This is a genomic window from Akkermansia sp. N21116, assembly GCF_029854705.2.
Taxonomy (GTDB): domain Bacteria; phylum Verrucomicrobiota; class Verrucomicrobiia; order Verrucomicrobiales; family Akkermansiaceae; genus Akkermansia.
In genome coordinates, this window is record NZ_CP139035.1 from 1,983,788 (window position 1) to 2,005,643 (window position 21,856).

At 50.7% G+C, this 21,856-nt stretch carries 31 protein-coding genes and 2 pseudogenes; 24 read left to right on the forward strand and 9 right to left on the reverse strand.

Going from position 1 to position 21,856, the window contains the following annotated elements:
- Positions 1-70 precede the first annotated feature (70 nt).
- Entirely contained in the window at positions 71-772 is a 702-nt protein-coding gene (locus tag QET93_RS07545; RefSeq protein ID WP_280131691.1) for a polyphenol oxidase family protein, read from the reverse strand.
- A gap of 281 nt (positions 773-1,053) precedes the next feature.
- Between QET93_RS07545 and QET93_RS07550 the strand changes: the two genes are divergently transcribed.
- Positions 1,054-1,425, forward strand: a complete 372-nt coding sequence (locus QET93_RS07550) for a PH domain-containing protein (protein ID WP_280131690.1) — start codon at positions 1,054-1,056, stop codon at positions 1,423-1,425.
- Positions 1,426-1,648: 223 nt separating this feature from the next.
- Here QET93_RS07550 and QET93_RS07555 read toward each other — a convergent pair.
- The 6 genes and pseudogenes from QET93_RS07555 to QET93_RS07580 form a co-directional block, all read right to left on the reverse strand.
- Positions 1,649-1,885: pseudogene (locus QET93_RS07555) on the reverse strand (transposase); the annotation flags it as partial.
- A 251-nt stretch (positions 1,886-2,136) separates the two neighbouring features.
- The gene (locus tag QET93_RS07560; RefSeq protein ID WP_280131689.1) at positions 2,137-3,111 is read right to left on the reverse strand and encodes a permease; all 975 of its coding nucleotides are present in this window, start codon (positions 3,109-3,111) and stop codon (positions 2,137-2,139) included.
- 28 nt (positions 3,112-3,139) lie between these two features.
- Positions 3,140-3,826, reverse strand: coding sequence for an aromatic aminobenezylarsenical efflux permease ArsG family transporter (locus QET93_RS07565; RefSeq protein ID WP_280131688.1), 687 nt, complete (start codon positions 3,824-3,826; stop codon positions 3,140-3,142).
- Between the two features lie 30 nt (positions 3,827-3,856).
- On the reverse strand, positions 3,857-4,690 hold the full coding sequence (locus QET93_RS07570; protein WP_280125252.1) for an MTH895/ArsE family thioredoxin-like protein: 834 nt from the start codon (positions 4,688-4,690) through the stop codon (positions 3,857-3,859).
- Between the two features lie 74 nt (positions 4,691-4,764).
- A complete protein-coding gene (locus tag QET93_RS07575; protein WP_280125253.1) occupies positions 4,765-5,091 on the reverse strand; it encodes a metalloregulator ArsR/SmtB family transcription factor in 327 nt (108 codons plus the stop codon).
- 151 nt (positions 5,092-5,242) lie between these two features.
- Positions 5,243-5,677 carry a PD-(D/E)XK nuclease family protein gene (locus QET93_RS07580; protein WP_280125254.1) on the reverse strand — a complete coding sequence of 145 codons (435 nt, stop codon included), beginning with the start codon at positions 5,675-5,677 and terminating at the stop codon, positions 5,243-5,245.
- Positions 5,678-5,728: 51 nt separating this feature from the next.
- Here QET93_RS07580 and QET93_RS07585 point away from each other — a divergent pair.
- From QET93_RS07585 to QET93_RS07615, 7 genes and pseudogenes are all read left to right on the forward strand, one after another.
- Positions 5,729-6,754: pseudogene (locus tag QET93_RS07585) on the forward strand (IS481 family transposase).
- A 15-nt stretch (positions 6,755-6,769) separates the two neighbouring features.
- On the forward strand, positions 6,770-7,126 hold the full coding sequence (locus QET93_RS07590; protein WP_280131693.1) for a transposase: 357 nt from the start codon (positions 6,770-6,772) through the stop codon (positions 7,124-7,126).
- 823 nt (positions 7,127-7,949) lie between these two features.
- The gene (locus QET93_RS07595) at positions 7,950-8,318 is read left to right on the forward strand and encodes a type II toxin-antitoxin system HicB family antitoxin (protein WP_280131686.1); all 369 of its coding nucleotides are present in this window, start codon (positions 7,950-7,952) and stop codon (positions 8,316-8,318) included.
- Between the two features lie 133 nt (positions 8,319-8,451).
- Entirely contained in the window at positions 8,452-10,116 is a 1,665-nt protein-coding gene (locus tag QET93_RS07600) for a hypothetical protein (protein WP_280131685.1), read from the forward strand.
- A gap of 121 nt (positions 10,117-10,237) precedes the next feature.
- Positions 10,238-10,450, forward strand: coding sequence for a hypothetical protein (locus QET93_RS07605; protein WP_280131684.1), 213 nt, complete (start codon positions 10,238-10,240; stop codon positions 10,448-10,450).
- 90 nt (positions 10,451-10,540) lie between these two features.
- Entirely contained in the window at positions 10,541-10,816 is a 276-nt protein-coding gene (locus QET93_RS07610) for a hypothetical protein (RefSeq protein WP_280131683.1), read from the forward strand.
- Between the two features lie 36 nt (positions 10,817-10,852).
- Complete coding sequence (locus QET93_RS07615) at positions 10,853-11,989, forward strand: DUF4190 domain-containing protein (protein ID WP_280131682.1); 1,137 nt, start codon at positions 10,853-10,855, stop codon at positions 11,987-11,989.
- A gap of 49 nt (positions 11,990-12,038) precedes the next feature.
- Here QET93_RS07615 and QET93_RS07620 read toward each other — a convergent pair whose 3' ends face one another.
- Entirely contained in the window at positions 12,039-12,167 is a 129-nt protein-coding gene (locus tag QET93_RS07620) for a hypothetical protein (protein ID WP_280131681.1), read from the reverse strand.
- Complete coding sequence (locus QET93_RS07625) at positions 12,160-12,606, reverse strand: hypothetical protein (protein WP_280131680.1); 447 nt, start codon at positions 12,604-12,606, stop codon at positions 12,160-12,162. Before QET93_RS07625 ends, QET93_RS07620 begins: the two co-directional genes overlap by 8 nt.
- Positions 12,607-12,762: 156 nt before the next feature.
- Between QET93_RS07625 and QET93_RS07630 the strand changes: the two genes are divergently transcribed.
- The 16 genes from QET93_RS07630 (at position 12,763) to QET93_RS07705 (ending at position 21,791) form a co-directional block, all read left to right on the forward strand.
- Positions 12,763-12,963, forward strand: a complete 201-nt coding sequence (locus QET93_RS07630) for a hypothetical protein (protein WP_280131679.1) — start codon at positions 12,763-12,765, stop codon at positions 12,961-12,963.
- A 114-nt stretch (positions 12,964-13,077) separates the two neighbouring features.
- Entirely contained in the window at positions 13,078-13,308 is a 231-nt protein-coding gene (locus tag QET93_RS07635) for a hypothetical protein (RefSeq protein ID WP_280131678.1), read from the forward strand.
- A 285-nt stretch (positions 13,309-13,593) separates the two neighbouring features.
- Positions 13,594-14,010, forward strand: coding sequence for a hypothetical protein (locus QET93_RS07640; protein ID WP_280131676.1), 417 nt, complete (start codon positions 13,594-13,596; stop codon positions 14,008-14,010).
- A 33-nt stretch (positions 14,011-14,043) separates the two neighbouring features.
- Positions 14,044-14,862 (forward strand): DUF2303 family protein, encoded by an 819-nt coding sequence (locus QET93_RS07645; RefSeq protein ID WP_280131675.1) that lies wholly within the window; start codon positions 14,044-14,046, stop codon positions 14,860-14,862.
- 152 nt (positions 14,863-15,014) lie between these two features.
- Entirely contained in the window at positions 15,015-15,254 is a 240-nt protein-coding gene (locus QET93_RS07650) for a hypothetical protein (RefSeq protein WP_280131674.1), read from the forward strand.
- Positions 15,247-15,636 (forward strand): hypothetical protein, encoded by a 390-nt coding sequence (locus QET93_RS07655; protein WP_280131673.1) that lies wholly within the window; start codon positions 15,247-15,249, stop codon positions 15,634-15,636. Before QET93_RS07650 ends, QET93_RS07655 begins: the two co-directional genes overlap by 8 nt.
- Positions 15,620-16,387, forward strand: a complete 768-nt coding sequence (locus QET93_RS07660; protein WP_280131672.1) for an N-6 DNA methylase — start codon at positions 15,620-15,622, stop codon at positions 16,385-16,387. Before QET93_RS07655 ends, QET93_RS07660 begins: the two co-directional genes overlap by 17 nt.
- A 13-nt stretch (positions 16,388-16,400) precedes the next feature.
- A complete protein-coding gene (locus QET93_RS07665) occupies positions 16,401-16,589 on the forward strand; it encodes a hypothetical protein (RefSeq protein ID WP_280131671.1) in 189 nt (62 codons plus the stop codon).
- 193 nt (positions 16,590-16,782) lie between these two features.
- On the forward strand, positions 16,783-16,950 hold the full coding sequence (locus QET93_RS07670; protein ID WP_280131670.1) for a hypothetical protein: 168 nt from the start codon (positions 16,783-16,785) through the stop codon (positions 16,948-16,950).
- A complete protein-coding gene (locus QET93_RS07675) occupies positions 16,943-17,938 on the forward strand; it encodes a hypothetical protein (protein WP_280131669.1) in 996 nt (331 codons plus the stop codon). The genes QET93_RS07670 and QET93_RS07675 overlap by 8 nt, the downstream gene beginning before the upstream one ends.
- Positions 17,919-18,311 carry a hypothetical protein gene (locus QET93_RS07680; protein WP_322189929.1) on the forward strand — a complete coding sequence of 131 codons (393 nt, stop codon included), beginning with the start codon at positions 17,919-17,921 and terminating at the stop codon, positions 18,309-18,311. Before QET93_RS07675 ends, QET93_RS07680 begins: the two co-directional genes overlap by 20 nt.
- On the forward strand, positions 18,301-19,113 hold the full coding sequence (locus tag QET93_RS07685; RefSeq protein ID WP_280131667.1) for a DNA adenine methylase: 813 nt from the start codon (positions 18,301-18,303) through the stop codon (positions 19,111-19,113). The genes QET93_RS07680 and QET93_RS07685 overlap by 11 nt, the downstream gene beginning before the upstream one ends.
- A 36-nt stretch (positions 19,114-19,149) precedes the next feature.
- Entirely contained in the window at positions 19,150-20,004 is an 855-nt protein-coding gene (locus QET93_RS07690; RefSeq protein WP_280131666.1) for a hypothetical protein, read from the forward strand.
- Positions 20,001-21,335 carry a DnaB-like helicase C-terminal domain-containing protein gene (locus QET93_RS07695; RefSeq protein WP_322189930.1) on the forward strand — a complete coding sequence of 445 codons (1,335 nt, stop codon included), beginning with the start codon at positions 20,001-20,003 and terminating at the stop codon, positions 21,333-21,335. Before QET93_RS07690 ends, QET93_RS07695 begins: the two co-directional genes overlap by 4 nt.
- Positions 21,332-21,547, forward strand: a complete 216-nt coding sequence (locus QET93_RS07700) for a hypothetical protein (protein WP_280131664.1) — start codon at positions 21,332-21,334, stop codon at positions 21,545-21,547. Before QET93_RS07695 ends, QET93_RS07700 begins: the two co-directional genes overlap by 4 nt.
- Positions 21,540-21,791 carry a hypothetical protein gene (locus QET93_RS07705; RefSeq protein ID WP_280131663.1) on the forward strand — a complete coding sequence of 84 codons (252 nt, stop codon included), beginning with the start codon at positions 21,540-21,542 and terminating at the stop codon, positions 21,789-21,791. The genes QET93_RS07700 and QET93_RS07705 overlap by 8 nt, the downstream gene beginning before the upstream one ends.
- The last annotated feature ends 65 nt before the right edge of the window (positions 21,792-21,856 follow it).

Sequence of the window (21,856 nt, forward strand, 5' to 3'; positions counted from 1 at the left end):
TTGGAAAACTCCATGCCGCCCGTTTCCGATATCAAGAAGAAGGGGGAATGAGAACCCCGGTCTTTTCATTTTATGGATTGACTTCCGGGAAGCAGGGCGTCTGTGTCTCGGGGACGACTCGGCCAAAGAGGGCAAGCATGCGGCCCGTATTGCCTTTTTCCATACGGTAAGAGTAGAACCTGCCCAGATCGGCGGCAGTGTCTTCTCCGGAATCATGGATGTTTTCCGGCAGGACGCCGCATTCGATTAACTGGGTTCGGATGGTACCGGGAATATCCATTTCGTAATGAGGGGGACGGATGCAGGGAGAAATGACGGCAACGATTTCCGAAGGAGTACCGTAGCAGAATTTACGGAGATACTCGACGCCATTGGAGACAATATTCAATTCCGTTCCGCGACGTCCTGAATGAAGCAATGCTCTGCCATGAGAAACTTTGTCGTAAAGCCAGACGGCGGCACAATCCGCCACGTAGATACCGAGGATGCAGTCAGCCTTGCCGGAGCACGCCAAGCCGTCCACTCCCTCAATGGGATAGTTGGAGCCGATGTCGCCGACGAGAGCGACTTTGTTGCCGTGTACCTGTTCCGCCCGTCGGAGGTATTTCCAGCGTGCGCCGAGGCGTTCGATCTCAGCCCGATGGGATGGTTCCAGAAATTCAATGATCTGGTCGCGATCGGAAGAACCCGGGATATCGGGGATGCGTTCGATGAATTGGACGATGACGTTGGGATATTGGCGCAGAGGCTTGAGAAAGGCTGGTATATCCATGGGGATGCGATTATTTTCGAGACATTCTTGGAGAAAGTTTCCAGGAGTCCAGCAAAATCAGTGCATGAGTGATAAAAATCATGCATCGCTTTTTCCTCTTTTCAGAATATCCCGGACATAATCCTCCGTGTGGAAGAGTAAACACGTTTAAAATCATTGGTCATTTCTTGAAACAACTTGAATGCACGATTTTAAAGGAAATAAAATTCTTATTCGTGGATTAGTGATTGATTTTTCTCCATTTATTTGCCTGGATACTTCCTTACAGAAACACATTTATCATGATTGATTTCAAGAACGGTTTTTTCAAGCTCTCTCCAGTTGATTCGTCAAGTGTCATGAATCGTATTGCTCCGATGATTATCGAAGGGGAGGATATTATCGCCTCTTTCAAGAGCGGGCGGGATTGCCTTGTTTTTACGACGAAACGGATCATTGCGGTCAACGTAAAAGGTATTACCGGCAAACAGGTGGATTATACATCAATGCCGTACAATAAAATACAAGTGTATTCGGTTGAAACGAGCGGTTTTCTTGATCGGGATTGCGAGCTTGATCTGTTCTTCAGCAGCATAGGTCGTATCCATTTCGAGATCAAGGGAAGTTTTGATATTGTAGGCTTTAATAGGGTAATCAGCCAATATGTTTTATAGATTCGCCTCTTTTGGATGAAGGAAATGTCCCGTCCTAAAAAAGCGTTACAAGGTTAGGGGGGGATGTTTTGCTTCGGTAAATTCCTCCCGGACATTGGTAGGTGTCAGCAACCGGATCGTAAGGCATGTTATCTGCCAGATAGGTATTGTTTCGATATTTTCTCTGACGGCATTTTTCGTACCGGGACGGTTTGATGAAGCTGGTGATTTGATGATCTTCAAGCTATGTGTAATTTTCTTCACTTTCATATCCGGCATCAGCTATGAGGCGAGCGGGAAGTTTGCCCGAGTGGAGCTCTGAGATTTTATGGAGTAGAGGGATAAGGGGGGGCACGTCGGAGTGCTGGGGGCTGATGTCGATATCCAGAATGTATTCGGCCTCCACTGCCAACTGAATGTTATAGGCTGGTTTGAGTTGACCGTTTTTCATGTGATCTTCCTTGAGATGCATGAAGGTAGCGTCCGTGTCGGTCTTTGAGAAACTATTGCGGGAACCGAATCTGGTTAGCTTCGTTCGATAGTCCTACAATTTGTTGAGGATGTATTCAAGTTGATCCGGGTTGTGGATGAAAATGCTTGGTGGTGATGTCTTCGTAGGCGATCTTGTATAGGTCGGCGACGCGTTGCTTGCGCTATTTGTTGGTTCTTGACCCGGATCACTTGCGGCGCTTCCGTCTTGACTAGGTAGATCAAGTCCAGTGACGGTTTTTTCTAATAAGAAATCAGTAAATTGAATACATAACCCGACAGAATGATAAACGCCGTGACCGTTCCGAAGAAAATACCAATCAGCTTCCAGGTCATCACCTTCTTGAGAAGAGCGGCTTCCGGGAGGGAAAGTCCTACTGTTGCCATCATGAACGCAATTGCCGTTCCGATTGGTACTCCCTTTGCGACAAATACCTCAATCACCGGAACAATAGCCGCAGCATTTGCATACATGGGTACCGCACAGATGACGGCGACAGGCACCGACCACCAGTTTACCCGGCTCATGGATTCTTCGAAGAACCCAGCCGGCACGTAGCCGTGTACTGCCGCCCCAATGGCAATGCCGATTACCACGTACAAGGCCACTCCTTTGACGATCCCCCAGGCATCACGCATGATCACGGGGAATTTGTCCCTGAAGGGTGTCTTTTTCCGCTCCCAGCCATTGCTCTCTGCATTCGACTGAACCAGCAAGTCACGTATCCAGGGAGACAAATAACGTTCCAGCTTGAATCTCTCCAGCACCACTCCCCCGACCATGCCCAGCAGGATGCCGGAAACAGCATAAATCACCGTGACCTTGAGACCGAATGCTCCGAGGAACATGGCGATAGCTACCTCATTGACCAAAGGAGAGGTAATCAAGAAGGCAAACGTCACCCCGAGGGGAATGCCGCCCTTCACGAATCCGATGAACAAGGGAATGGAGGAACAGGAACAAAATGGCGTCATGGCTCCGAACAGAGCCGTGAAGAAATATTGAAGTCCGTAAAGCTTCCTCGTCGTCAGAAACACTCGGATGCGTTCTACGGGGAAATAGGCATTCACCACGCCCATGATGAGGCTGATCGCGTATAACAGGAAAAGAATCTTTACCGTATCGTATATGAAAAAGTTGACCGCTTCTCCCAGTTGTGTGTGGGGAGTGAATTCCAATATCCTGTAAACCAGCCAGTCGGCAAAATCTTGAATCATATGATAAGAATGGATGATAAATAAACAATCAAACGAGAAGAATCCGGCTGAACAGCCAGTATCCACCAAGCAACAGGAAGAACCACCCCGTCACGAGTTTCATGATTTGCTGGATTTCAGGCAGGTGGCGTACCGTAGCTGCGGCTTTCTCCGCGCTGTATGTCAGCAGTAGGGCAAATACCACAACGGGCAGGGCCGTTCCTATACCGAACAGGGAAATGCCCAACAAGGGACCAGCACTCCCGGCCTGTATGGACAAGGGGACGGCCGTTCCGAAAAACAGTGCCGCCGAAGGAGGGCAAAGAACCAGGGCGAACAGAAAACCTAACGCAAACGCTCCCCAGACACCTCCTTTGGTCATCAGACTTTGCGCCGTTGCCTCTCCCGGTTTTTTCCCTAGGGAAAAGAACGGAATGAACCCCAAAATGACCACCCCTGCCATCATCATCACTGGGCCTAGGTACATAGGCAGCTCTTCTTGCATCCAGAATGATAACATGGGGGCTGATGACAAGCCCCGGCTTACCAGCCACCCGATCAGCACATAAGCACTCACGCGGCCCAGAGTATAGAGAAGCGAAGCCATAGCTGATTGATGACGGGAACCTGTACCACGGGAAATAAATCCCACAGCGGCAATATTCGTTGCCAAGGGACAAGGAGAAACGGCTGCCGCCACGCCTATAGGCAATAGAGATAAAAGAGGCCAGTCCATACACAGAAAATGTTGAGGGAAAGTAAATGGTCAATGAGCTTCATCCAGTGCTTTCCGAACGCTTTGGACCACATATGCCTTGAATTCCTGTTCCTTGTCGCTCAAGTCCCAGATGCGGTTCAGATTCACCCACCGCGTTTCCTTGCCGTCCTTCCAATCCTTGAGAATCAAGGATTTTGTTACCAATTCATACTTGCCGACAGCCTCCTTGTCGGCGGGAATGGCGTGGAAAGCCAGCTTGCCTTCTTCAAGCTGAACCGGAAAATTCTTTTCGACCGCTTCCCTCGTCCATGTCTCCATGCGAATGCAGGTCGGGCATCTCGCCCCGTATTCGTAATAAACCGCCTCGACCCCGGATTGCATCGTCACAGCCGTGTCGGCTGGTTCCTCACGGTTTTCTGTTCCCCGGTGGTTAATGATCTTGACGATGGCCAGCAGGATGAGCAGAACAACCACCCAGACGACAGCCTTTTTCCATCCGGAACTTCCCTTGGATACTTCACTGCTGCAATAGCTTCCACCGCAACAGGGTGCCTCTTTCGCATGAGAGCCATTTTCTTGAGGTAACGCAGGATCTGTCGCCCCGGAACAACAGCAAGATTTCTGCCGGGAAGAATCAACCTGAATAGCTTCCTGAAGAATCTTCTTGATCTCATTCCTGGAAGGAACTCTCCCGGAAACAAGTACCTTGCCGTCTATTACCAATGCCGGAGTCACGAGTACTCCCGCCACGGCAAATTGCATGGCATCCGTCACTTTTTCCAGAGAAGCGTCCAAATGGAGTTCCTGCATGGCCTGCTTCGTTACATCCGCCAGTGCAGTACACTTGGCGCATCCCGGTCCGTAAACGACAATATTGTTCATGTTATTATTGATTTAGATTTTGAAGAATATCAAATTGTTGGGCAGAGATACGGAAAAACTGGAGAGTCATGTCCTTATCTCTGAAAAATGGGACTTTCCTTCAAACAGGCTAATACTTGGCGAAGACACGGACAACACAGGGAATAATACACATTCTTCCCTCGCTGTTCACAAGAGAGCACACGGTTGTTCTTCAACACATTCAAATGGCTCGAAATTGTGGACATATCGCGTCCGGAATTCTTTTGCAGTTCGCAGACGCAACGTTCCCCATCCAGAAGCATCTCCACGATCATCAAACGCACGGGATGCCCCAATGCTTTAAATACACCGGCAAGAGGTATCAGATCCTTGACGGAGGAAGCCGGGAGCGAAGAAGGTGTGCAGGAGCAATCAGGCATAAGCGATAGATTTATTATTTTGAAAAACGTAAAAATGTCAATTTGATTTTATCTAATATGACAAATGCTGGATTGAAGATCTTCATTCTCTTGGCTAAAAAAAGCCATCCTGACGGCTGGCTTCTGAGTGGTTTCCACACTACTTTCTTCGTCACCTAACGCATTCCGTCCTGTACTGACACCAAGTGCATTGCATCCCGGATTGTAGATGAAAACGCTTGATGGTGATGCCTTCGTAGGAGATCCTGTACAGCTCGGCGACGCGCTGCTTGCGCTGTTCGTTGGCTGGTACACGGATCACCTGTGGAGTCTTCGTATTGACCAGGTAGATCAGATCCAGTGACGGAGGAGTATTCCCCATGGCTTCTTCGATCATCATCTGGTAAGTGACCAGCTGGAGTTCGTGATTGAAGGCAGCATGCCCGGCATCCGGCCTAGCGGCAGCAGATTTGTAGACCTTTGCCGTCAGGTCGTGCTGGACGAGCTCGATGACACCATACACAGGAACGGGTAGGTCGGGCATGGTGATCGATAAACCGACTTCCATTCCCAGGGGCATTTGTGAAGAAACCTCGCCGGAATCCATGTACGGTTAATCTTCTTATCGAATGATTAAAAATCTATTAACAAGAAGCAAATGAAAGCAGAAACCAAAATCATGCACCAGCGTCTCGAAGCGCTCAAACTCGCCGAAAAACTCGGCAATGTCAGCCGCGTATGTCGGGAACGCGGCATCTCGACAGCCCAATTCTACGAATACCGCAAACGATTCAGAGAACAAGGCTTTGAAGGGTTGAGAGACCTGCCCTCCATTCACAAAACCCACCCGCAGACAACTGCTCCCGAAGTCGAAAAACGAAACCTGGAACTCGTTGAAGAAAATCCTCAAAAAGGCTGTGGACATATCGAACAACTCCTGAAACTGGAAGGCAAAAACTGCTCGAAGCCAACGATCCAGAAAATCATGGAACGCCATGGACTGGGGAGTTGCTACCAGCGGTTCTTGAAGCAGGAAGCCCAACACCTCATCCAAGGAAAGCAGCTGAGCGAAGAACAGATCAAATCCATTGAAAAAGCCAACCCCTGCTTCAAGGAAAGGCATGTGGAGAGCAAAGCTACCTGCTTTGTCAGGACACCCTCTATGCGGGCAAACTCCAGGAAGTGGGAAAAGTCTACATGCAAACAGCCGTCGACACCTATGGCTCTTTTGTGTTCGGTTACCTGTACACGGGCAAGCTGCCCGATCATGCGGCACTCATCCTTCATAACGACGTACTCCCCTTCTATGAGAAGCATGGATTGCAGATAGAAGCCATTTTGACAGATAATGGCAGGGAATACTGCGGGAGGCTCACTCATCACCACTATGAAATCTACCTTGAACTCAATGATATTAAGCATCGGAAAACACGTATAGCCACACCTAGAACAAATGGCTTTGCCGAACGTTTCAACAGAACGGTCAAGGAAGAGTTTTTTTGACATAGCCTTGAGACAAAAAGTATACACGAGTCAGGAGGAGCTCCAAAAGAACCTTGATGAATAGCTGAAGTACTACAATTACCAGTGTCCACACCAAGGATATCGTAACATGGGAAGGTGCCCCATAGAAACAATTGAAGGATTCAAAAAAGCACAACAATCTGTCCGCAAAGAAGATTAACTCTACATTTTAACCATAAAAGGTATTGGTTCTCGTATAGCGATAGCTTTAATTATCGATTATCCGGAATTGGGTACATTAGGACGCAAGGAAGCTGCTGGCATTGCTGGCTTGGCTCCACGGGAATGGGAAAGCGGATGTATGCGCGGAAGATGTGCCATTCAAGGTGGACGACCATTATTGAGAAAACATGTCTATATGGCGGCACTTGTTGCTTCTCGTTATAATGAAGTTCTCAGACCCATTTATCAGGAGTTGCTACAAAAAGGCAAAAAGAAGAAAGTCGCTCTCATTGCGATAGCACGACGGTTGATATGTTATGCCAATGCCCTGATTGCTGGACGGTTTGCAGGTACGCAACAACCTTCATGATAATTTCCTATTAGTACAGTTGCTATACAACATATCGAAGCAAAACACAGGGCAAGTGGCAACTTGCCCTGTGTTTAAAACGGTTCTAAACATCCCCTCCAACCTTGTAACGCTTTTTTAGGACAGGACACCCGTCAATAATCAAAACGATCAAACATCGTCAAAATAGTGAATGGGATGCTCCGAAATCCTTTGAAAGACAATAAAAAAGCCGCCCGAAGGCGGCTGGAAAGGGGTGGTGGAGCATAGGAGGCTCGAACTCCTGACCTTCTCATTGCGAATGATGAGGATTTGATGATAATTTTATTGAATATTAACGATTAGTGATGACGTTGCCTCTTAAATATCTCTTAAAATCGGATTCTGTATTTTCTGGGAGCCTATTGTACGTATTTTATCAGGAGGCTTGGGATTTTGCAAGGGGGCTGTTTTCTGAGGGGGTGTTCGAGAGTTGGAACAAAAATGGAGAATGTTCTAAAATTGGAAAATATCTATTGACTATATTCCAAAATTGGAATATAGTGCCGACATGAGCAAGAAAGAGAAGCTGATAGCAAAAATCCTCAGTGGGGAGCATGATGGGAACGTTACGTTCGACGAACTCATGAATTGCCTTTCACGACTGGGTTTTAGCATCAGGAATACGGGGGGATCGCATTTTGTGGCAAGTCGTCCGAATGAATCTCCTCTGACTCTTCAACCAAGGAAGGATGGCAAAGCGAAGCCCTATCAACTCGAACAAGTCAGAATTCATCTCAACAAGTATGGGCTTGAAAAATAGCCCATACGATACAATCCAAGAAGATATAACCATCAAATGAATATGTATAATTACGCAATCACTCTCAAATGGTCAGACCAAGATCACGCCTGGGTTGCTCTGGTTCCAGAGTTACCCGGTTGCATGGCAGACGGTGAAACTCCGGAGGAAGCTGTTTCCGAAGTCAGGAAGTCTATTCAAGACTGGATTGAGGAAGCCCAGCGGGTTCAATATCCCGTGCCGGTTCCTCTGCCGTCTATCGACAATATTATCAAGGCCGGGGAATTGCTCAATAAGTCGGAGTTGGCCCGCCTGCTCGGTATCGGTACTCGTACTCTTAGCGCACGCATTGCCCGCAGGACTCCTTTGTCGGAAGATGAAAGCCGCCGCATTCAAAAGGTTCTTTCCGAGCGCGGTGTCTGTCTTATTTAAGTACCCCGTGACGCAGGCCCGGAGGGTGTGAGCCTTCCGGGCTTTTTTTGTACGATTGCAGGTTGATATGGACTTTCCATGAGGGATTTGTTAAAAGTGTTCAATGTTTTCCCGGTTTTCACCTAATTGTATTATGTGCATTATCCTGAGACATGTTGTTCTTCTCGCGGCGGCAGCGGTATTGCTTTCCCCTCATGCCTATTCCGGTTCCGACGATGTTGCCCGCTTTCTTGGGTATGGGCGTTCTTCGGATATTTCCCGGGCGGCGAAAGGGGTTCTGAATAGCAAGATTGATATGGGCACGCTCACGCCGGAAAGGATTCGCGAGGTTGCGAAGTCGCCGGAGGTGGCCGAGTTGTGTTATCTGGATCAGTTTTTTTCTCAGGCGGGTTCTGTGAGGTCGTTCGTTCAAGGGGAGCTTGGGGACAAGGAGTTTGTGGCATGGCTGGCAAGTCACGAGGATATTTTCAAGCAACTTGCCCATTCGGGGGGAGGGAGCAAGGAGACGCTCGGGTTTCTGTACAAGGTGTGGAAGGGTAATAACAAGACGCTGTCGAATGTTGAAATCAGCATGGCCCTTGGGGCCGGGCTGATTGCCGACAAGATGCCGCCTGATGACTGTCTCGCCAAATTCGAGTTTTACCGGACGTCATTCAACTCGGGCAAGTGCCATCCCCAGGCCGGGATGCTTGAACCGTGGGAGTGGGTAATTGTGCTGAGAGGCCGAGAGAGTATTCCGGATTTGACGTGGGCGCAGGAATTCATTGAGCCGAAGAATATCAAGCCGGAGAAGGCCGGGAGCCGCTTTGCCGGGTTTATCCCATACCGAAAGGAAAATGAAAAGGGGGTGAGCATTCACAAGGGGGCGGCGTTTTACGACCACAAGCCGATCACGCTGAAGCTCTATACCGAATACGGCGGTGTGTGCGGGGCGGTGTCGAGCGGAGCATCGGGGTTTTTACGGGCGAAAGGGGTTCCGGCCTATACGATCGGCCAGCCGGGCCATTGCGCGTTTCTGTGGAAGCATCCCAAGGGGCACTGGGAGATCGGGAACAATATCAGCGGCTGGAACTGGTCTACCGGGAAAAGCCAGCTCCCGTGGGGCGGCCCTGTTGCGTTCCACCGAACCTACAATTCTTTTTTAGGACATCCGAATGCGGATGAATCGCGGGTGATGTATTATCTTTCCTTTTGCACGCAAAAACCGGAAAACGCCGAGTTGCTTCTCCGGGAGGCGGTGGCGGCGAATCCGTACAATTATCCTGCCTGGCAACGCTATCTCACGGCCAAGGCGAAGAATGCGACTGACGAGCAAAAGATGGCCTATTTGAAGGAGTTTGCCGGGGCGATGCCCGATGAAAACAACATGATTTGGCATGTGGCCCAGAATATTTTGAAGATCAAGGAAAAACGAGTGAATCCCTATGAGCTTTATGCCTGTGTGGTCGGCCCGAATTGCACGAGGGATGCGGAGGAGTTTTTTACACGGCAGGTGTGGAACAAGCTTGTGGCCGATTGTCCGCAAATCAAGCCGATTGCGGAATACAAGGCCGGGTTCCGTGGGAGGTATTTGAGTGTCTTTGTCGAGAAATCCAAGGCCGCGAAGTGGAGTGCCAAGATGAAAAAGCATACCGCAAGCATGCTGGAGGAGTCGATCAAGGTGTTGCAAAATCAGGATGAGACTCGGAAGTATTATCTGGAAACGTATAAGAGTATGCTCGAAATCTGGAATGACAAGGCGATGGACGAGCGGTTTGTCGAATTTATGGGCAAGGTTCCGTCAGAGGGAGGTTCCTGACTTGTGACGGGTTTGTTTTAAGGTGACATTGTAAGTTTTTTTCAAATTAGTATTGCATCCGCAATACTAATTGTGTATATTGTGCTTGTTAACAGTAAGTTAACCAATAACAAAACAGTAAATGAAAGAAATCAATACGATGGAAAACGAAGTTGAGAGCATACAGGACATCCGGGACAATATCGAGTTGCTTGAGTTAAAGCAGAAGCAACTTTCCCGAAGGTTCAATCATACGGTCGGCGCAAAGGAAATCCAGAGGCTGATTGGAGAGATGACGGATATTACGACGCAGATTCGAGCGCAGGAAGAGAAGCTTGAATCTTTGATCGGCTAATATGAAACAGCCCCCCGACACTCGCCGGGGGGCTAACAAAACAGTATTGAAAGATCAATACCTTGGGTTAAGGTATCACTGCCACACGCCATGTCAATTGATTACGAACCTCCTCAACCGGCCCGCTATGTCGTCCACGGAAACGCTGTGTCCGCGCCCGACTGGGTCAAGGCGGTTATCAGCGAGATTGCCGCCACGCGATGCGGTGGCGGGTGGGGGGCCAAGGCGGCGGCCGTCGAGCTTATTGCCCGCCATACGGGCCGGAGCACCCAAACGGTGAAGCAATGGCAATCGGGAGCCAATCGGCTGGACGATGAGACGGCCCGAAAAATATTTGATTTGTTTTCTCAGGACGGGGTGAAATAGTCTTTTCTTTTGGCGGCCATGTTTTAGTTTTTTTACATGACCAGTTCCCGTACTAAAAAATGGAGTCTTGTTTCCTCTTTGGATGATGAAGAGCAGTTGTGGAGGTTTCAGAATGCCGGTACGACGGTTCCCCTGTCTATCGATCATGAAAAAGGGACCGGCCTTTTTGAAGGCAGTGAAGGGGAACGCTATGAGGTGTCTCTGACCCGGTGCCAATGCCGGGATCAGGTCAGAAGGAGGAAGCCTTGCAAACACATGTACCGTCTTGCTCTTGAGCTTGGCATTCTGAGACCTGACGCATGGAAGGAGGTTGCAGGCAATGAAAATGGGAAGAGAACGGAGGCTATTGTTGATGCCGGGAACCGTGACGAGGTTCCTCATGAGGGTAAGGCCAGATTGAGCAAGCTGTGTGTGTGGTCGCTCATTTGCGGTGTTTTTTCAATTCCATTTTCTCCGTTCATGATTTTTCAGGTGTTGAGTGTATGGTTTGGGATAAAAGGCATCATGGGGTGCAGGAGAGAAGGGAAAAGGGGGAAATGGTTGGGGGTTGCCGGTATTGCGGTGTCCTGTCTCTCGTGCGTGATATTTTTTGTCTGGCTTTTGTCGCCTGACAAGAAGAAGGATGTTCCCGTGGATTCCGCTGTCTCCGTTTCGGAAGCTCCTGTTCCGGCCCGGACGGCCCAGCCCGGCCTTGCTCCATCCCCCGTGGAGGAGGATATTTGGCAGGTGGATGAAACAAACACGATGACGGAGGATGAAAAGGAGAAGCTTTTGATTGAAGCGGGAATCAAGGAGGACAAGAAGGCCAATGCGGAAAGGAAAAAGAAGTTGCAGGAGGAAGAGGATCGGAAGAAGAAGGAACGTGAGGAGGAGCTTTCCGTACTGTCTCCGCATGACAGGGCTTTATTTGTTTTCGACGAGTGCCAGCATGCCTGCAAGTTTTTCCTGAAGAAGGCGATCAAGGAAGGGATGCATGATCCGGATTCATTTGAATTCGTTTCCCTCAGCAGGGAGGCGATCAAGGTCGGTGATAATCAGTACGATGTTCAGGCAGAGTACAAGTATCGGGGGAAGAATGTACTTGGAGCCAAGGTTCTCAATTCGATGAAATTCAAGTTCAGTACAGAAAAAGAGAATATGTACGATATTGAGGAACCCACGCTCGTCCATTAGTTTTCAGGTTCGACAAAGCCCTGTCCGTGATGCAGACAGGGCTTTTTATTCAAAAGGACGGAGTACGTAGGTCGGGGAATGAGTTCATCCATTCGGCAAGGTCGAAGCGTTCACCCGGGAGGAGGTGCGCTTCGATGAAGCGGCGCATGGCTTCGTTTTCGCGTTCGAGGTCATGCAAGCTCTTCTTCCTTGGTTGCCAGTCCCACAATAATGTTTGTATCAGAGGCTGGGCTTTTGGTTTTCTTCCTGACCTCAATATAAGCGGAAATTTTGTCGCTGTTTTCTCCGGCGTAGTTCATGGCCCAGGCTACCCATTCTTCCACGGACAGCCCGTGTTCATGGGCGAGTATGACGAAGCGGTCATAACTTTCACGGCTGACGGAGATATGCAGGGTTGAATCAAGCGTGACATTCACGACGGGCGGGCGGCCCGTCTCCGTGTCTGACGTTTTCATCAGGTGCTTGATGAGGTCGAGTTTCAAGGCCGGGATTTGACCTGACGCGAAAAACCACGAATCGACCGTTCTTTTGTCCACATGGCATTGCTGGCCCAGCCACTCCCGGTTCTTACCGATGCTCTTGAGCCATTTTTTTACATCATCCTTCGTCGGTGTCATGTGCCTAATATACAAGGCACTTTGTAATTGTCAAGCGGCGTTCAAAAAATAAATTACAAAATAATTTGTACATTTTTGTTGACTGAATACAAACTGCCTTGTATATATGGGCCTACACAACAGGGGAGGCATCCCCGCCAACAAGAAGGAGACCCCATGAACGAGATCATACAAATTCCTACAGACCAGATTACCAAGAATCCTGCTACATGCGCTTTCGTCGTCAAGGTGGCAGCATCCAATAACATCAGCATCCCCCAGGCATGCACAATGATTATTGATGCCGTCGCCGACATCGAAGAGGAACGCCTAAACAGGAAAAACGCAACATCCGAACGGGAGGCGGTCGGGGCATGAATCAATCGTCCCGGCCCACGGTGGGCGCCACGTCATAGTGTAGTACGGAACCGAGAGGCGGGAGGAATCCCCGGGACGACCTTTTTACAAATCACTTACAACATATCCATTATCATGAACGAACAATATACGCGACTCGGCCGCATTGAAGCCGAAACGGCCTGGAAACGGGGGGACGGCGATTGTGTCGCCCGTGTTGTCCGGGAGAATCTTGACCGGGAGGAGGGCGAGGATTTCCAGGGGAATATTTTCTGGTTTGCGGTTTCCGCACTGGTGTTCGCCGGGTTTACCGCGCTTGTGCTGACGGTGGTTGCCGGGGTGGTGTTTCATTTTTACCTGTCCTGACGATTATGTATTACGACGAAGAGGATATTTTGACGAGCGCCGAGCTTGTCCGGGAGTTCCCGAAGACGTTCCGGTCTCAAAATTCAGTGGCCTACATGGTCAACAAGTTCGGCCTGCCGCACCGGAGGGTGTCACCCCGCAAGTTGCAATTTTCGAGGAGCCGCATTCTGGAGTGGCTTGCCAACAAGGAACGAGGGTGCGGGGAAAGTCCATCCGAGAGCAAGCTTAAATCGAGGTTCGTTTCCTAACAACCGATTCACAATCTTCACCAAACACGCAAAAACCATGAATGAAGAAAACAAGAACCAATACAATCCCGGAGACCTTTTTATCAATGGTCTTTCGGAAATATCAGACGGCAAGCTCATGATTCAGGTCGATGAAAAATTCGCCGCTGTCGTGAGTGCCGTGATGAAGACGGGCAACCGTGGCTCTCTGCAAATTACGCTTGCTTTCAAGCGTAAGGGCGGGGAACGGCAAATCGAAATTACGCCCAAGATCAAGGCGAGTATTCCAGATGCGGATATCCCGTCACGCATTTTGTTTGCGGATATGGATAGCGGGACTCTCCATGTGTCCGATCCGTTGCAAACGACGATGAAATTTGATCCCGACCTTCCGATGAAGGTTCTTCCGAACCGACCTGCCGGGAGTGTGATTGATGTGGAGGGTATGCCCTCCAAGGTGGCGAATCTCGCCTAATAAGAACAATAATACCATTACTATTAAAATATTATGGAAGATACAGAAGAATTGCTGTCTGCCGTTCGCGTGCAGGAAATCTCTAATGGGCAAGCCGCCGTGGTACCGGATGGCTATGATATCAGGAATCTCGCCGTGTTGGGAGAGGTTCCCCCTCGGAAGGCCCAGACGGTTGCCGTGCTCGACATCGAAACGCTGATTGATTGTGTCAAACGCGAAGATGAGGATGCCTGCGACCGGAAGTCCGTCATTTATGTGAATGATGAAAAGGTTGTTGCCGTGTTCAATCACTATGATTCCGGCTCGGCGCCGGGATGGGGGGACGATACGGCGACGATGGAGCTACACAAGACGGTCGAGTGGGACAACTGGATGGGCAATAGCGGACAGGCGATGTGTCAAAAGGAGTTCGTGGAGTTTATCGAAGAGAATTTCAACGATATCAAGTCTCCCAATCCTGCGGATATGCTGACGATTGTCAGCAAGTTCGACATGCACCGCCAGGTTGTTTTCAAGTCTGCCTACCGTTCCAGCGATGGGGAAACGAAGGTGACCTACGATGAAAGCAACAACACGAAGAGCGGGGAGATTGATCTGCCGACCGAGTTCACGATTGTAATTCCGGTTATTCAGGGTGCCGAGGCGTTCACGACGTATGCGATCAAGGTGCGCCTGAAAGTACGGCTGACGAATGAAGGCCGTTTGTTCTTCACCTATACGCTGTACCGCCCTGACGTGCCTGAACGCTCCGCCGTGAAGGATCTTTCCGAGCGAATTGAAACGGCGTTGCCGGAAAACAGGGTTATCCGCGGGGCCATCGAGTGTTCGACGCACAGTACGTTTGCCAATTAGTGGCGGCAGTGGATCAACAATAAAAAAGGCGGCGCCACGTTGGCCCGTGGCGCCGCCTGTACCAGTACGCAAAAACCGATGCAAAACCAATACAAGAGGATGAATACGGAGTCTCCCACGGGAGTACAAGTTAAAATTGGAAGGGAGGCGGCATGAAGATGGTGAATGTTGCCTATTGCCGCGCCCTGGGGCACCTGCAGAAGCGTATTTCCGCAACGGACGGGTACCGGGCGGGGTTTACGCGATGGGGGCGGTGTTTCTACCAGTTCGATATTTCGCCTGCGGACGGGGGGCAGGCTATTTTCAGGGATGAGTCGCCGGGCGTTGTGTTCCGGATGGTGACGGATTTTGTCCGCATCAACAAGATTTTGGAAGGGGGAGACGATGATTGACGAGTTTACGATTTGCCTCCGGCATCCCGGCCAGGTTGTCGGCCTGAACGGGCGCGGGCACTGGGCCGAGGAGAAGAAGGAGAAGGACCGGGTGAAGGAGGAGACGAACTTCCGGCTTCTGGAACGGAGGCTTCCCCGGACGTTCAGGCCGAACAGATACCGCATTGTGTGGTATTACAAAGGCGAGTGCCCTGATGATGACAATGTGATCGGGCGCATCAAGTACGTCCGCGATACGGTGGCAAGTTATCTGCGGATGAATGACCGGGAGATCAAGCTTGGGGACGATCCCGTGAGGTTCGTGCGAGACTTAGCACGATGCCGTGAGGTTGAAGTGACTTTCTGGAAAAAGGAAGGAGGGGACGATGCCATCTCGCAATGATGACGGGGAATGGTGGACGATGCTGACTTCTGCCGGGTTGTGGGAGGGTACCGACGATTTGCAGGTTTTCTGCGAGTTCGTTGACATCATGTTCCAGACATTGACGGCGGGGCATATCGAGTGGGATATGCGGCCCCTGTTTGCCGACCGCCGCGACGAGAAGATCGACTGTTGCACACGGGCGATCACGATGCTCGGCGAGGAGATGGAGCGGCACCCGTTTTGCGATCGTCTCGGGGATTATCATCAGGAGCTTTCGGGGCCAGGCCACAAGGCGGCGCTGGGGTCGTTTTACACGCCCGAGTCGCTCTGCAAGATGTGCGCGGGGATCACTATCGACGTGGACGAGGCCAAAGCGAAGGCCGTGCGGGGAGAGACGGTCACGATCTGCGATCCTGCCTGCGGTTCCGGCCGACTACCGCTGGCTGTAGCGGAGATGCTGGCAGACGTCCGGCACGATCTGCGCATTACCTGCACGGATATTGAGCTTCTGGCATGCAAGATGGCCTATATCAATCTGGCGATGTGGGACGTGCCCGCAACGATTATTCACGGGGATTCCTTGCAGAATAAAGAATGGGGGGTATGGAAGACTCCGACCCTGATCCGCATCGAGCTTGCGGAGGACGGGATCGAGAAGTGGCGAAGCCTCATGCGGCTATTCGGCCAGCACGGCGCGAACGAGTGCCCCGAGGTTGAAACGATGCCGGAGGTGTCCTCTCCGAGCGTGCAACTGGAACTTAATTTTTAACTATACGACCAAGATGGATATTATGCTATCTGATAAAATTGAAGTGTCTGCCATTCAGCTTACCGTGTGGCTCGACAAGTATTTTGAGCGTGTGCTGGACTACGCCGATCGTCATGGCGGCGATGTTGATTCAACGCTGATTGCGCGAGATTTCGTCGCCGAAAAATTTCGCGAACGCCTGGAGAAAGGAGGCGAGCAATGAGAAAAATCCTACTTCATGAATTTTGTCCGAAATGCGGCCACCCGCAATGTTTTTTGGAAGATAAATTCGGATGGAAACAATGGGTTTGCCCGTCCTGTACATGGAAGTCAAAAAACTACCGAGGGATAAGTACTGAAAGGGCTACTATCGAGCTTGAAAAAGTCCGTAAAATACAAGCGAAAGGATTAATCTGATGAACATCACGGATATTTTAATTTCGTTTGCAACGGGGACGTGTGCCGTGCTCGCCATGTTGGGCATGTGTTACGTCTCATTCAAGGCGGGGTACATCAAAGCTGTCGGAGACATGGTCACCGGCGTACTCACGAAGAGAGAAAAGGAGGGAAAGTCCAATGACTAAAGAACATCCAATATTGATGTCCGCTCCGATGGTTCAGGCTATTTTGGAAGAGCGGAAGACGCAGACTCGTCGTACACGTGGATTTGATAAATTCTGCGCCAATGTCCCGGAAGGATTTGCCATAGACTATTTTGTAGAAGAGTTGCCGGGGGAATGGTTGGCTATTTCCTACCAAGAAGGCGGTGAGTTCCCATCATTCTTCAATCCTTGGATTAAATGTCCGTACGGAAAAGTCGGTGACCGCCTTTGGGTGAGGGAAACTTTTTTCGAGGTGTACAATGATCGGTTCCTGCCCACTGGAAAATATTGCTACGCCGCTACTCACCAAGGTTATGTAAATGTCTTGGACGAGGACGGAGGCATCAAAATTAACAAAGATGGTTCGGATGCGTCACCATGGAAACCCAGCATCCACATGCCCCGGAAAGCATCCCGCATTCTTCTTGAAATAACTGGGATACGTGTAGAGAGGTTGCAGGATATTTCCGAGGATGATGCTGTTGCCGAAGGCGTTTTGTTTAACGAAGATTATGAACTTTGGTGGGATTATCTCCGCGAGCAATGGATTTGCGTTGATTCTATTGATTCTTACGAGTCTTTGATATGCAAAATCAATGGACGCGATACCTGGGAGAGAAATCCATGGGTTTGGGTTATTGAATACAAGGTTCTTGAAGTGAAAGGGGTTGCGATGAAACTGACGCCTGAACAAGAAGCATTTTATCAGTATGGGGAAGCCGTGGCATCATTATCTTTCGCCAGAGATTTTCTAAAGCTTACCCCATCTGACTTAAAGAAATATGAAGACCTTGTTTCAAGGAAGCGGGCTGTGTGCCGGGCGTGGGTGCCGATGGAAAAACGATATTGCGGAAATTGCGAACATTTCGGGATGGGCACACAGGCTTATCCATGTCGGATTTGTCGCCCTCTTGTGTATCAATCGCTTTGGGACCCTGAAAGGAGGGGGAATGATGAAATACCTCTTTGAAATGCCAGCCCGTGATTTTGCGAGGAAGCCCTACGCTGTGGGGTTGGCTCCAGAAGTGGATGCCTGGGCTAAGTCCAACAAGCACCGCATCGGAACGCATCGATCGCGATGGGATAAACCGCAGTATTCCGCCTTTGTGGGTACTGTCGATATGATCGCAGAGTTGTGCACCCTGTATGATGACTATGGGCTTATTGCTTACGGCAACACCAAAGGAGCCGCCGTTCAGCAACTTTACAACAATCTCCAAATTCGGAAGGTTACCGTGGAAGATGCTTTGCGGTTTTTGCTTGGCTATCTCAGCGATGAAGATGCCGCGATGTACACCAAGGTTTTTTTAAGCGATGGAAAGGAGGCGAGCGATGGATACTAAACGACCACGCAAACGGGCTTTAGCGCGGTATCTTGGGGGTAAGAACCGAATCGCTCCATGGATCATCAGTTTTTTTCCGGAACACAGAATCTATGTTGAGCCGTTCGGGGGATCGGCCGCCGTACTTCTCAACAAGCAACCGGCATTTTTGGAGATTTACAACGATCTCTATGATCGAATTGTGAACTTTTTCGAGGTACTTCGAGATACGGAAAAGGCAGAACGTCTGGCCCGCCTTATCGAGCTGACTCCATACGCGCAGGAAGCCTATTCACGTTCTTTTGAAATCGCAGAAGATACAGTTGAAGATGCTCTCCGCTTTGCTGTCAACTCCATGATGAGTTATGGAGGGGGGATTCACAAACCGGGTTTCAAGCGCAACGGGTTACTCCGCACAACACCCTATCCCAAAGCATGGAGGGAATATCCAGACATTGTGAGGGAATGCGCGACCGAACTCCGTAACAGGAATATCGAGATCAACGAGATCGATGCCCTGGAAATCATGTCAAGGTACGATTCAGAAGACACGTTACATTATGTCGATCCTCCCTATGTTCAGGAAACGCGAGGAAATCGCGTGAGATATACACACGAATACAGCCTTGAAGATCATGAGAAGTTGCTTGCGTTCCTGAAGACATTGAAAGGCAAAGTTGTCTTATCTGGATATAATTCGGAGTTGTACGTCCGGCACCTTTCAGGGTGGAGAAAAGAATGTAAGGAAGCATGCGATACACAGGGGAACCACAAGACGGAATGTCTCTGGATGAATTATAAACCTCAAATGATGCTTTTTTAACACACGTTTTTAACATTCAACAACTATCAATTTTATATGGAATTTATCAATATTCGGACGGCGTTGTTTTCATCGCCGGAGTTTATCGGGGCGGAGCCGGTCCAGCGGGCGACTTGGATCGCCTTGCTGGCATGGTGCTGTGAGCAGGAAAACAACGGGATAATTCGCGATTGCCGCTCCTGGAAGGACAGGAGGTGGATGCAGACGTGCGGGGTGATGGCATCTGAGGTTGGTGAGGGGTGCGAGCTTTATTCATGGGACGGTGATGATCTGGCGGTGTTCGGGTATCCGGCCCAGATTCAGGCGAGCTTGAATATCAAGCGCACGGTTGCGCGGGAAAACGGGAAGCTGGGCGGGAGGCCGAAGAACTCGCCTACCGTAACCAACGCAGGAACCGAAATGGAAACCGATGGAAAACCTACGTTGGTTTCTGATGGAACGTGTATCGGAACCGACGTTGAAACCGATGGAAAAACCGTAAGGGAAGGTAAGGGAAGGGAAAGGAAGGTAAGGGAAGATGATGGGGCTTCCCCATCGTCCGGCAGGCGAAAGGATCGTCCGGCAGACGCCGAGGAGGTGAGGCGGTATATGGCGGCTCAGGTGAAACGCCCAAGCGATGAGCAACTGAGCGCTTGTGCCGAGAAGTTTTTCAACAAAATGGACGCGATCGGCTGGAAGACGAACAAGGGGTTGCCGGTGGACAACTGGCGGGGGGCGGCCCGGCAATATGCCTCCGACTGGCAGTCGAATGAGGCCCTGAACAGGTCGTATGGGCTGGACGGTGCGAAGCCCAGTCCCTACGGGACCGGGGGGGATCAGGCCGGGCCGGGGACGACGCTGGCCGATCCGAAGTTCAATTTCAGCGTCCGGAAGGAGGTTGAGAAGGCATGACGACGGTGTATACGCAGACTCAGGTTGAGGCCGAGAAGTCGGTGCTGGGGGTGTGCATCGCCAATCCCGCGAAGGTCGGGGCGTTGGCAGGCAAGGGGGTGACACGGGCGTTTTTTTACGTTCCGGCGCATCAGATGATTTGGGATGTTCTCGTCGAGCTTTCGGAGAGCAAGGCGCAGTTCAATCTCGTGGATGTGATGCACCGGATGGAGCGAGCCGGGACGCTGGACGGGGTTGGCGGGCATGCCGGGCTGACGGAGATCGCGACGGGGTATTCGTATTTGTTTTCTTTCGATTCGTCGGTCGAGTTGCTGGTTGAAGGGAAGAGGAAGAGGGATATTCTGGACGGGGTGCGGAATCTGAATGAGATGGCGATGGATGCTACAGTGAGTTCGGAGGCGTTGCTGGCGGCGACAGAGACGATGCTGACGGGCATCCGCAAGGCATGCGGGAATGCGGAGATCAAGAGGCTGGGCGCCGCCTCGGAGAAGGTTGTGGATGATTTGGAGTTCCGGATGCAACATCCGGGGGCGGTGCGCGGGCTGACGACGGGGATGCCGAGTCTTGATTGCGTGCTGGACGGGCTTCAACCGGGGGCGATGGTTGTCATCGGGGCGAGGCCGGGGGTCGGCAAGACGTCGATTCTGGTCAACATGCTTGAGCATCTGGCGACGAGCGATCCTGCCGTGCCGGTAGGGATGATTTCCCTTGAGATGCCTAATGCCCAGCTTTTGGAGAGGGTGTTGTTTTCCCGCGCGCACATTAATGCGGCGGCGTTGCGCAAGGGGGCCAAGCTGACGCAACGGCAGGGGCAGGAGTTTACACGAGGGCTTAAGGTGATGAGGGATGCGCCGTTTTACATTGCCGACAAGTCTGCGATGACGATTTCCGAGATTCAGGCGATCGCCCGGCAGATGGTTAATGAGTACGGCATCCGGTGCCTGGGGGTGGACTATCTGCAGCTTGCCCGGGGGACGAGCAGGCAGGGGGTGAATTCGAGGGAGCGCGAGGTGTCGGAAGTCTCGGCCGGGTTGAAGGCGATTGCAAAGGATTTGGGTATTCCGGTGATTGTGCTGGCGCAGTTGAACCGGGATGTGACGAAGCGCGGCGGTGCCGGCGTGGCGGCGGTGCCTAAGGTTTCCGACCTCCGGGATTCGGGTTCTATCGAGCAGGATGCCGACCAGGTGCTTTTGCTTCACAGGCCGTCGCCGGAGGATGTTGATGCCGATCAGACGGAGGCTGTTCTCATTGTCGGCAAAAACAGGTTCGGGATTGTGTGCAATATCACGCTCAAATGGGATGCGGCGTTCACAAGGTACAGGGAGGTATGATGAAGAAGCTGACGAGAGAGGATGTGTGCCGGAGGTTTCTCGAACGAGAGCCTGATGATGCCCTGGTACGCAATAATTGCCTGTTTTGCCTCCATGGACGAGGCTGGCCGGAGTACAGCCAAAATCGCTCGGAAGGGAAATGCGCGGGTTGCGAGTGGTCAAACGGCGCGACGGAAAAATCAAATTTCAAGCACTATAAAAACGATGAATAAAGAACAACGAGAAGAATACGGACGGATATATGACGAGGTCGAAAAAGCTGTTAGTGGCTGGGGGCCTCAGAAAAGGGAGGATGTCTTGATCGGCATTCTTTGCATGTATGTTGTGGGGGCCAACTGCGATGCAAGGTTTGGGAGAGAGCACCCTTTGATCTCAAAAATAACGGAGGTGCTGAGAAGACACGGGCTGAAAACAAAGGAAGAAATCATGAACGATGTTAAAGGGGGACATCAATGAAAAGGGAATGGAACAAGCTGGAAGCAAGATTCAGACGTTACGACAATCGATTTATGCGACTTAAG

What these genes read in the sequence shown, in the direction of transcription:
- QET93_RS07560 (WP_280131689.1), bottom strand. Translation starts at nt 3,111, where the DNA reads ATGATTCAAGATTTTGCCGACTGGCTGGTTTACAGGATATTGGAATTC.
- QET93_RS07610 (WP_280131683.1), top strand. Translation starts at nt 10,541, where the DNA reads ATGTCAATTGATTACGAACCTCCTCAACCGGCCCGCTATGTCGTCCAC.
- QET93_RS07645 (WP_280131675.1), top strand. Translation starts at nt 14,044, where the DNA reads ATGGAAGATACAGAAGAATTGCTGTCTGCCGTTCGCGTGCAGGAAATC.
- QET93_RS07600 (WP_280131685.1), top strand. Translation starts at nt 8,452, where the DNA reads ATGTGCATTATCCTGAGACATGTTGTTCTTCTCGCGGCGGCAGCGGTA.
- QET93_RS07615 (WP_280131682.1), top strand. Translation starts at nt 10,853, where the DNA reads ATGACCAGTTCCCGTACTAAAAAATGGAGTCTTGTTTCCTCTTTGGAT.
- QET93_RS07635 (WP_280131678.1), top strand. Translation starts at nt 13,078, where the DNA reads ATGAACGAACAATATACGCGACTCGGCCGCATTGAAGCCGAAACGGCC.
- QET93_RS07580 (WP_280125254.1), bottom strand. Translation starts at nt 5,677, where the DNA reads ATGGATTCCGGCGAGGTTTCTTCACAAATGCCCCTGGGAATGGAAGTC.
- QET93_RS07630 (WP_280131679.1), top strand. Translation starts at nt 12,763, where the DNA reads ATGAACGAGATCATACAAATTCCTACAGACCAGATTACCAAGAATCCT.
- QET93_RS07685 (WP_280131667.1), top strand. Translation starts at nt 18,301, where the DNA reads ATGGATACTAAACGACCACGCAAACGGGCTTTAGCGCGGTATCTTGGG.
- QET93_RS07595 (WP_280131686.1), top strand. Translation starts at nt 7,950, where the DNA reads ATGTATAATTACGCAATCACTCTCAAATGGTCAGACCAAGATCACGCC.
- QET93_RS07650 (WP_280131674.1), top strand. Translation starts at nt 15,015, where the DNA reads ATGAAGATGGTGAATGTTGCCTATTGCCGCGCCCTGGGGCACCTGCAG.
- QET93_RS07625 (WP_280131680.1), bottom strand. Translation starts at nt 12,606, where the DNA reads ATGACACCGACGAAGGATGATGTAAAAAAATGGCTCAAGAGCATCGGT.
- QET93_RS07545 (WP_280131691.1), bottom strand. Translation starts at nt 772, where the DNA reads ATGGATATACCAGCCTTTCTCAAGCCTCTGCGCCAATATCCCAACGTC.
- QET93_RS07680 (WP_322189929.1), top strand. Translation starts at nt 17,919, where the DNA reads ATGATGAAATACCTCTTTGAAATGCCAGCCCGTGATTTTGCGAGGAAG.
- QET93_RS07550 (WP_280131690.1), top strand. Translation starts at nt 1,054, where the DNA reads ATGATTGATTTCAAGAACGGTTTTTTCAAGCTCTCTCCAGTTGATTCG.
- QET93_RS07605 (WP_280131684.1), top strand. Translation starts at nt 10,238, where the DNA reads ATGAAAGAAATCAATACGATGGAAAACGAAGTTGAGAGCATACAGGAC.
- QET93_RS07690 (WP_280131666.1), top strand. Translation starts at nt 19,150, where the DNA reads ATGGAATTTATCAATATTCGGACGGCGTTGTTTTCATCGCCGGAGTTT.
- QET93_RS07660 (WP_280131672.1), top strand. Translation starts at nt 15,620, where the DNA reads ATGCCATCTCGCAATGATGACGGGGAATGGTGGACGATGCTGACTTCT.
- QET93_RS07675 (WP_280131669.1), top strand. Translation starts at nt 16,943, where the DNA reads ATGACTAAAGAACATCCAATATTGATGTCCGCTCCGATGGTTCAGGCT.
- QET93_RS07570 (WP_280125252.1), bottom strand. Translation starts at nt 4,690, where the DNA reads ATGAACAATATTGTCGTTTACGGACCGGGATGCGCCAAGTGTACTGCA.
- QET93_RS07565 (WP_280131688.1), bottom strand. Translation starts at nt 3,826, where the DNA reads ATGGACTGGCCTCTTTTATCTCTATTGCCTATAGGCGTGGCGGCAGCC.
- QET93_RS07575 (WP_280125253.1), bottom strand. Translation starts at nt 5,091, where the DNA reads ATGCCTGATTGCTCCTGCACACCTTCTTCGCTCCCGGCTTCCTCCGTC.
- QET93_RS07695 (WP_322189930.1), top strand. Translation starts at nt 20,001, where the DNA reads ATGACGACGGTGTATACGCAGACTCAGGTTGAGGCCGAGAAGTCGGTG.
- QET93_RS07665 (WP_280131671.1), top strand. Translation starts at nt 16,401, where the DNA reads ATGGATATTATGCTATCTGATAAAATTGAAGTGTCTGCCATTCAGCTT.
- QET93_RS07700 (WP_280131664.1), top strand. Translation starts at nt 21,332, where the DNA reads ATGATGAAGAAGCTGACGAGAGAGGATGTGTGCCGGAGGTTTCTCGAA.
- QET93_RS07705 (WP_280131663.1), top strand. Translation starts at nt 21,540, where the DNA reads ATGAATAAAGAACAACGAGAAGAATACGGACGGATATATGACGAGGTC.
- QET93_RS07670 (WP_280131670.1), top strand. Translation starts at nt 16,783, where the DNA reads ATGAACATCACGGATATTTTAATTTCGTTTGCAACGGGGACGTGTGCC.
- QET93_RS07640 (WP_280131676.1), top strand. Translation starts at nt 13,594, where the DNA reads ATGAATGAAGAAAACAAGAACCAATACAATCCCGGAGACCTTTTTATC.
- QET93_RS07655 (WP_280131673.1), top strand. Translation starts at nt 15,247, where the DNA reads ATGATTGACGAGTTTACGATTTGCCTCCGGCATCCCGGCCAGGTTGTC.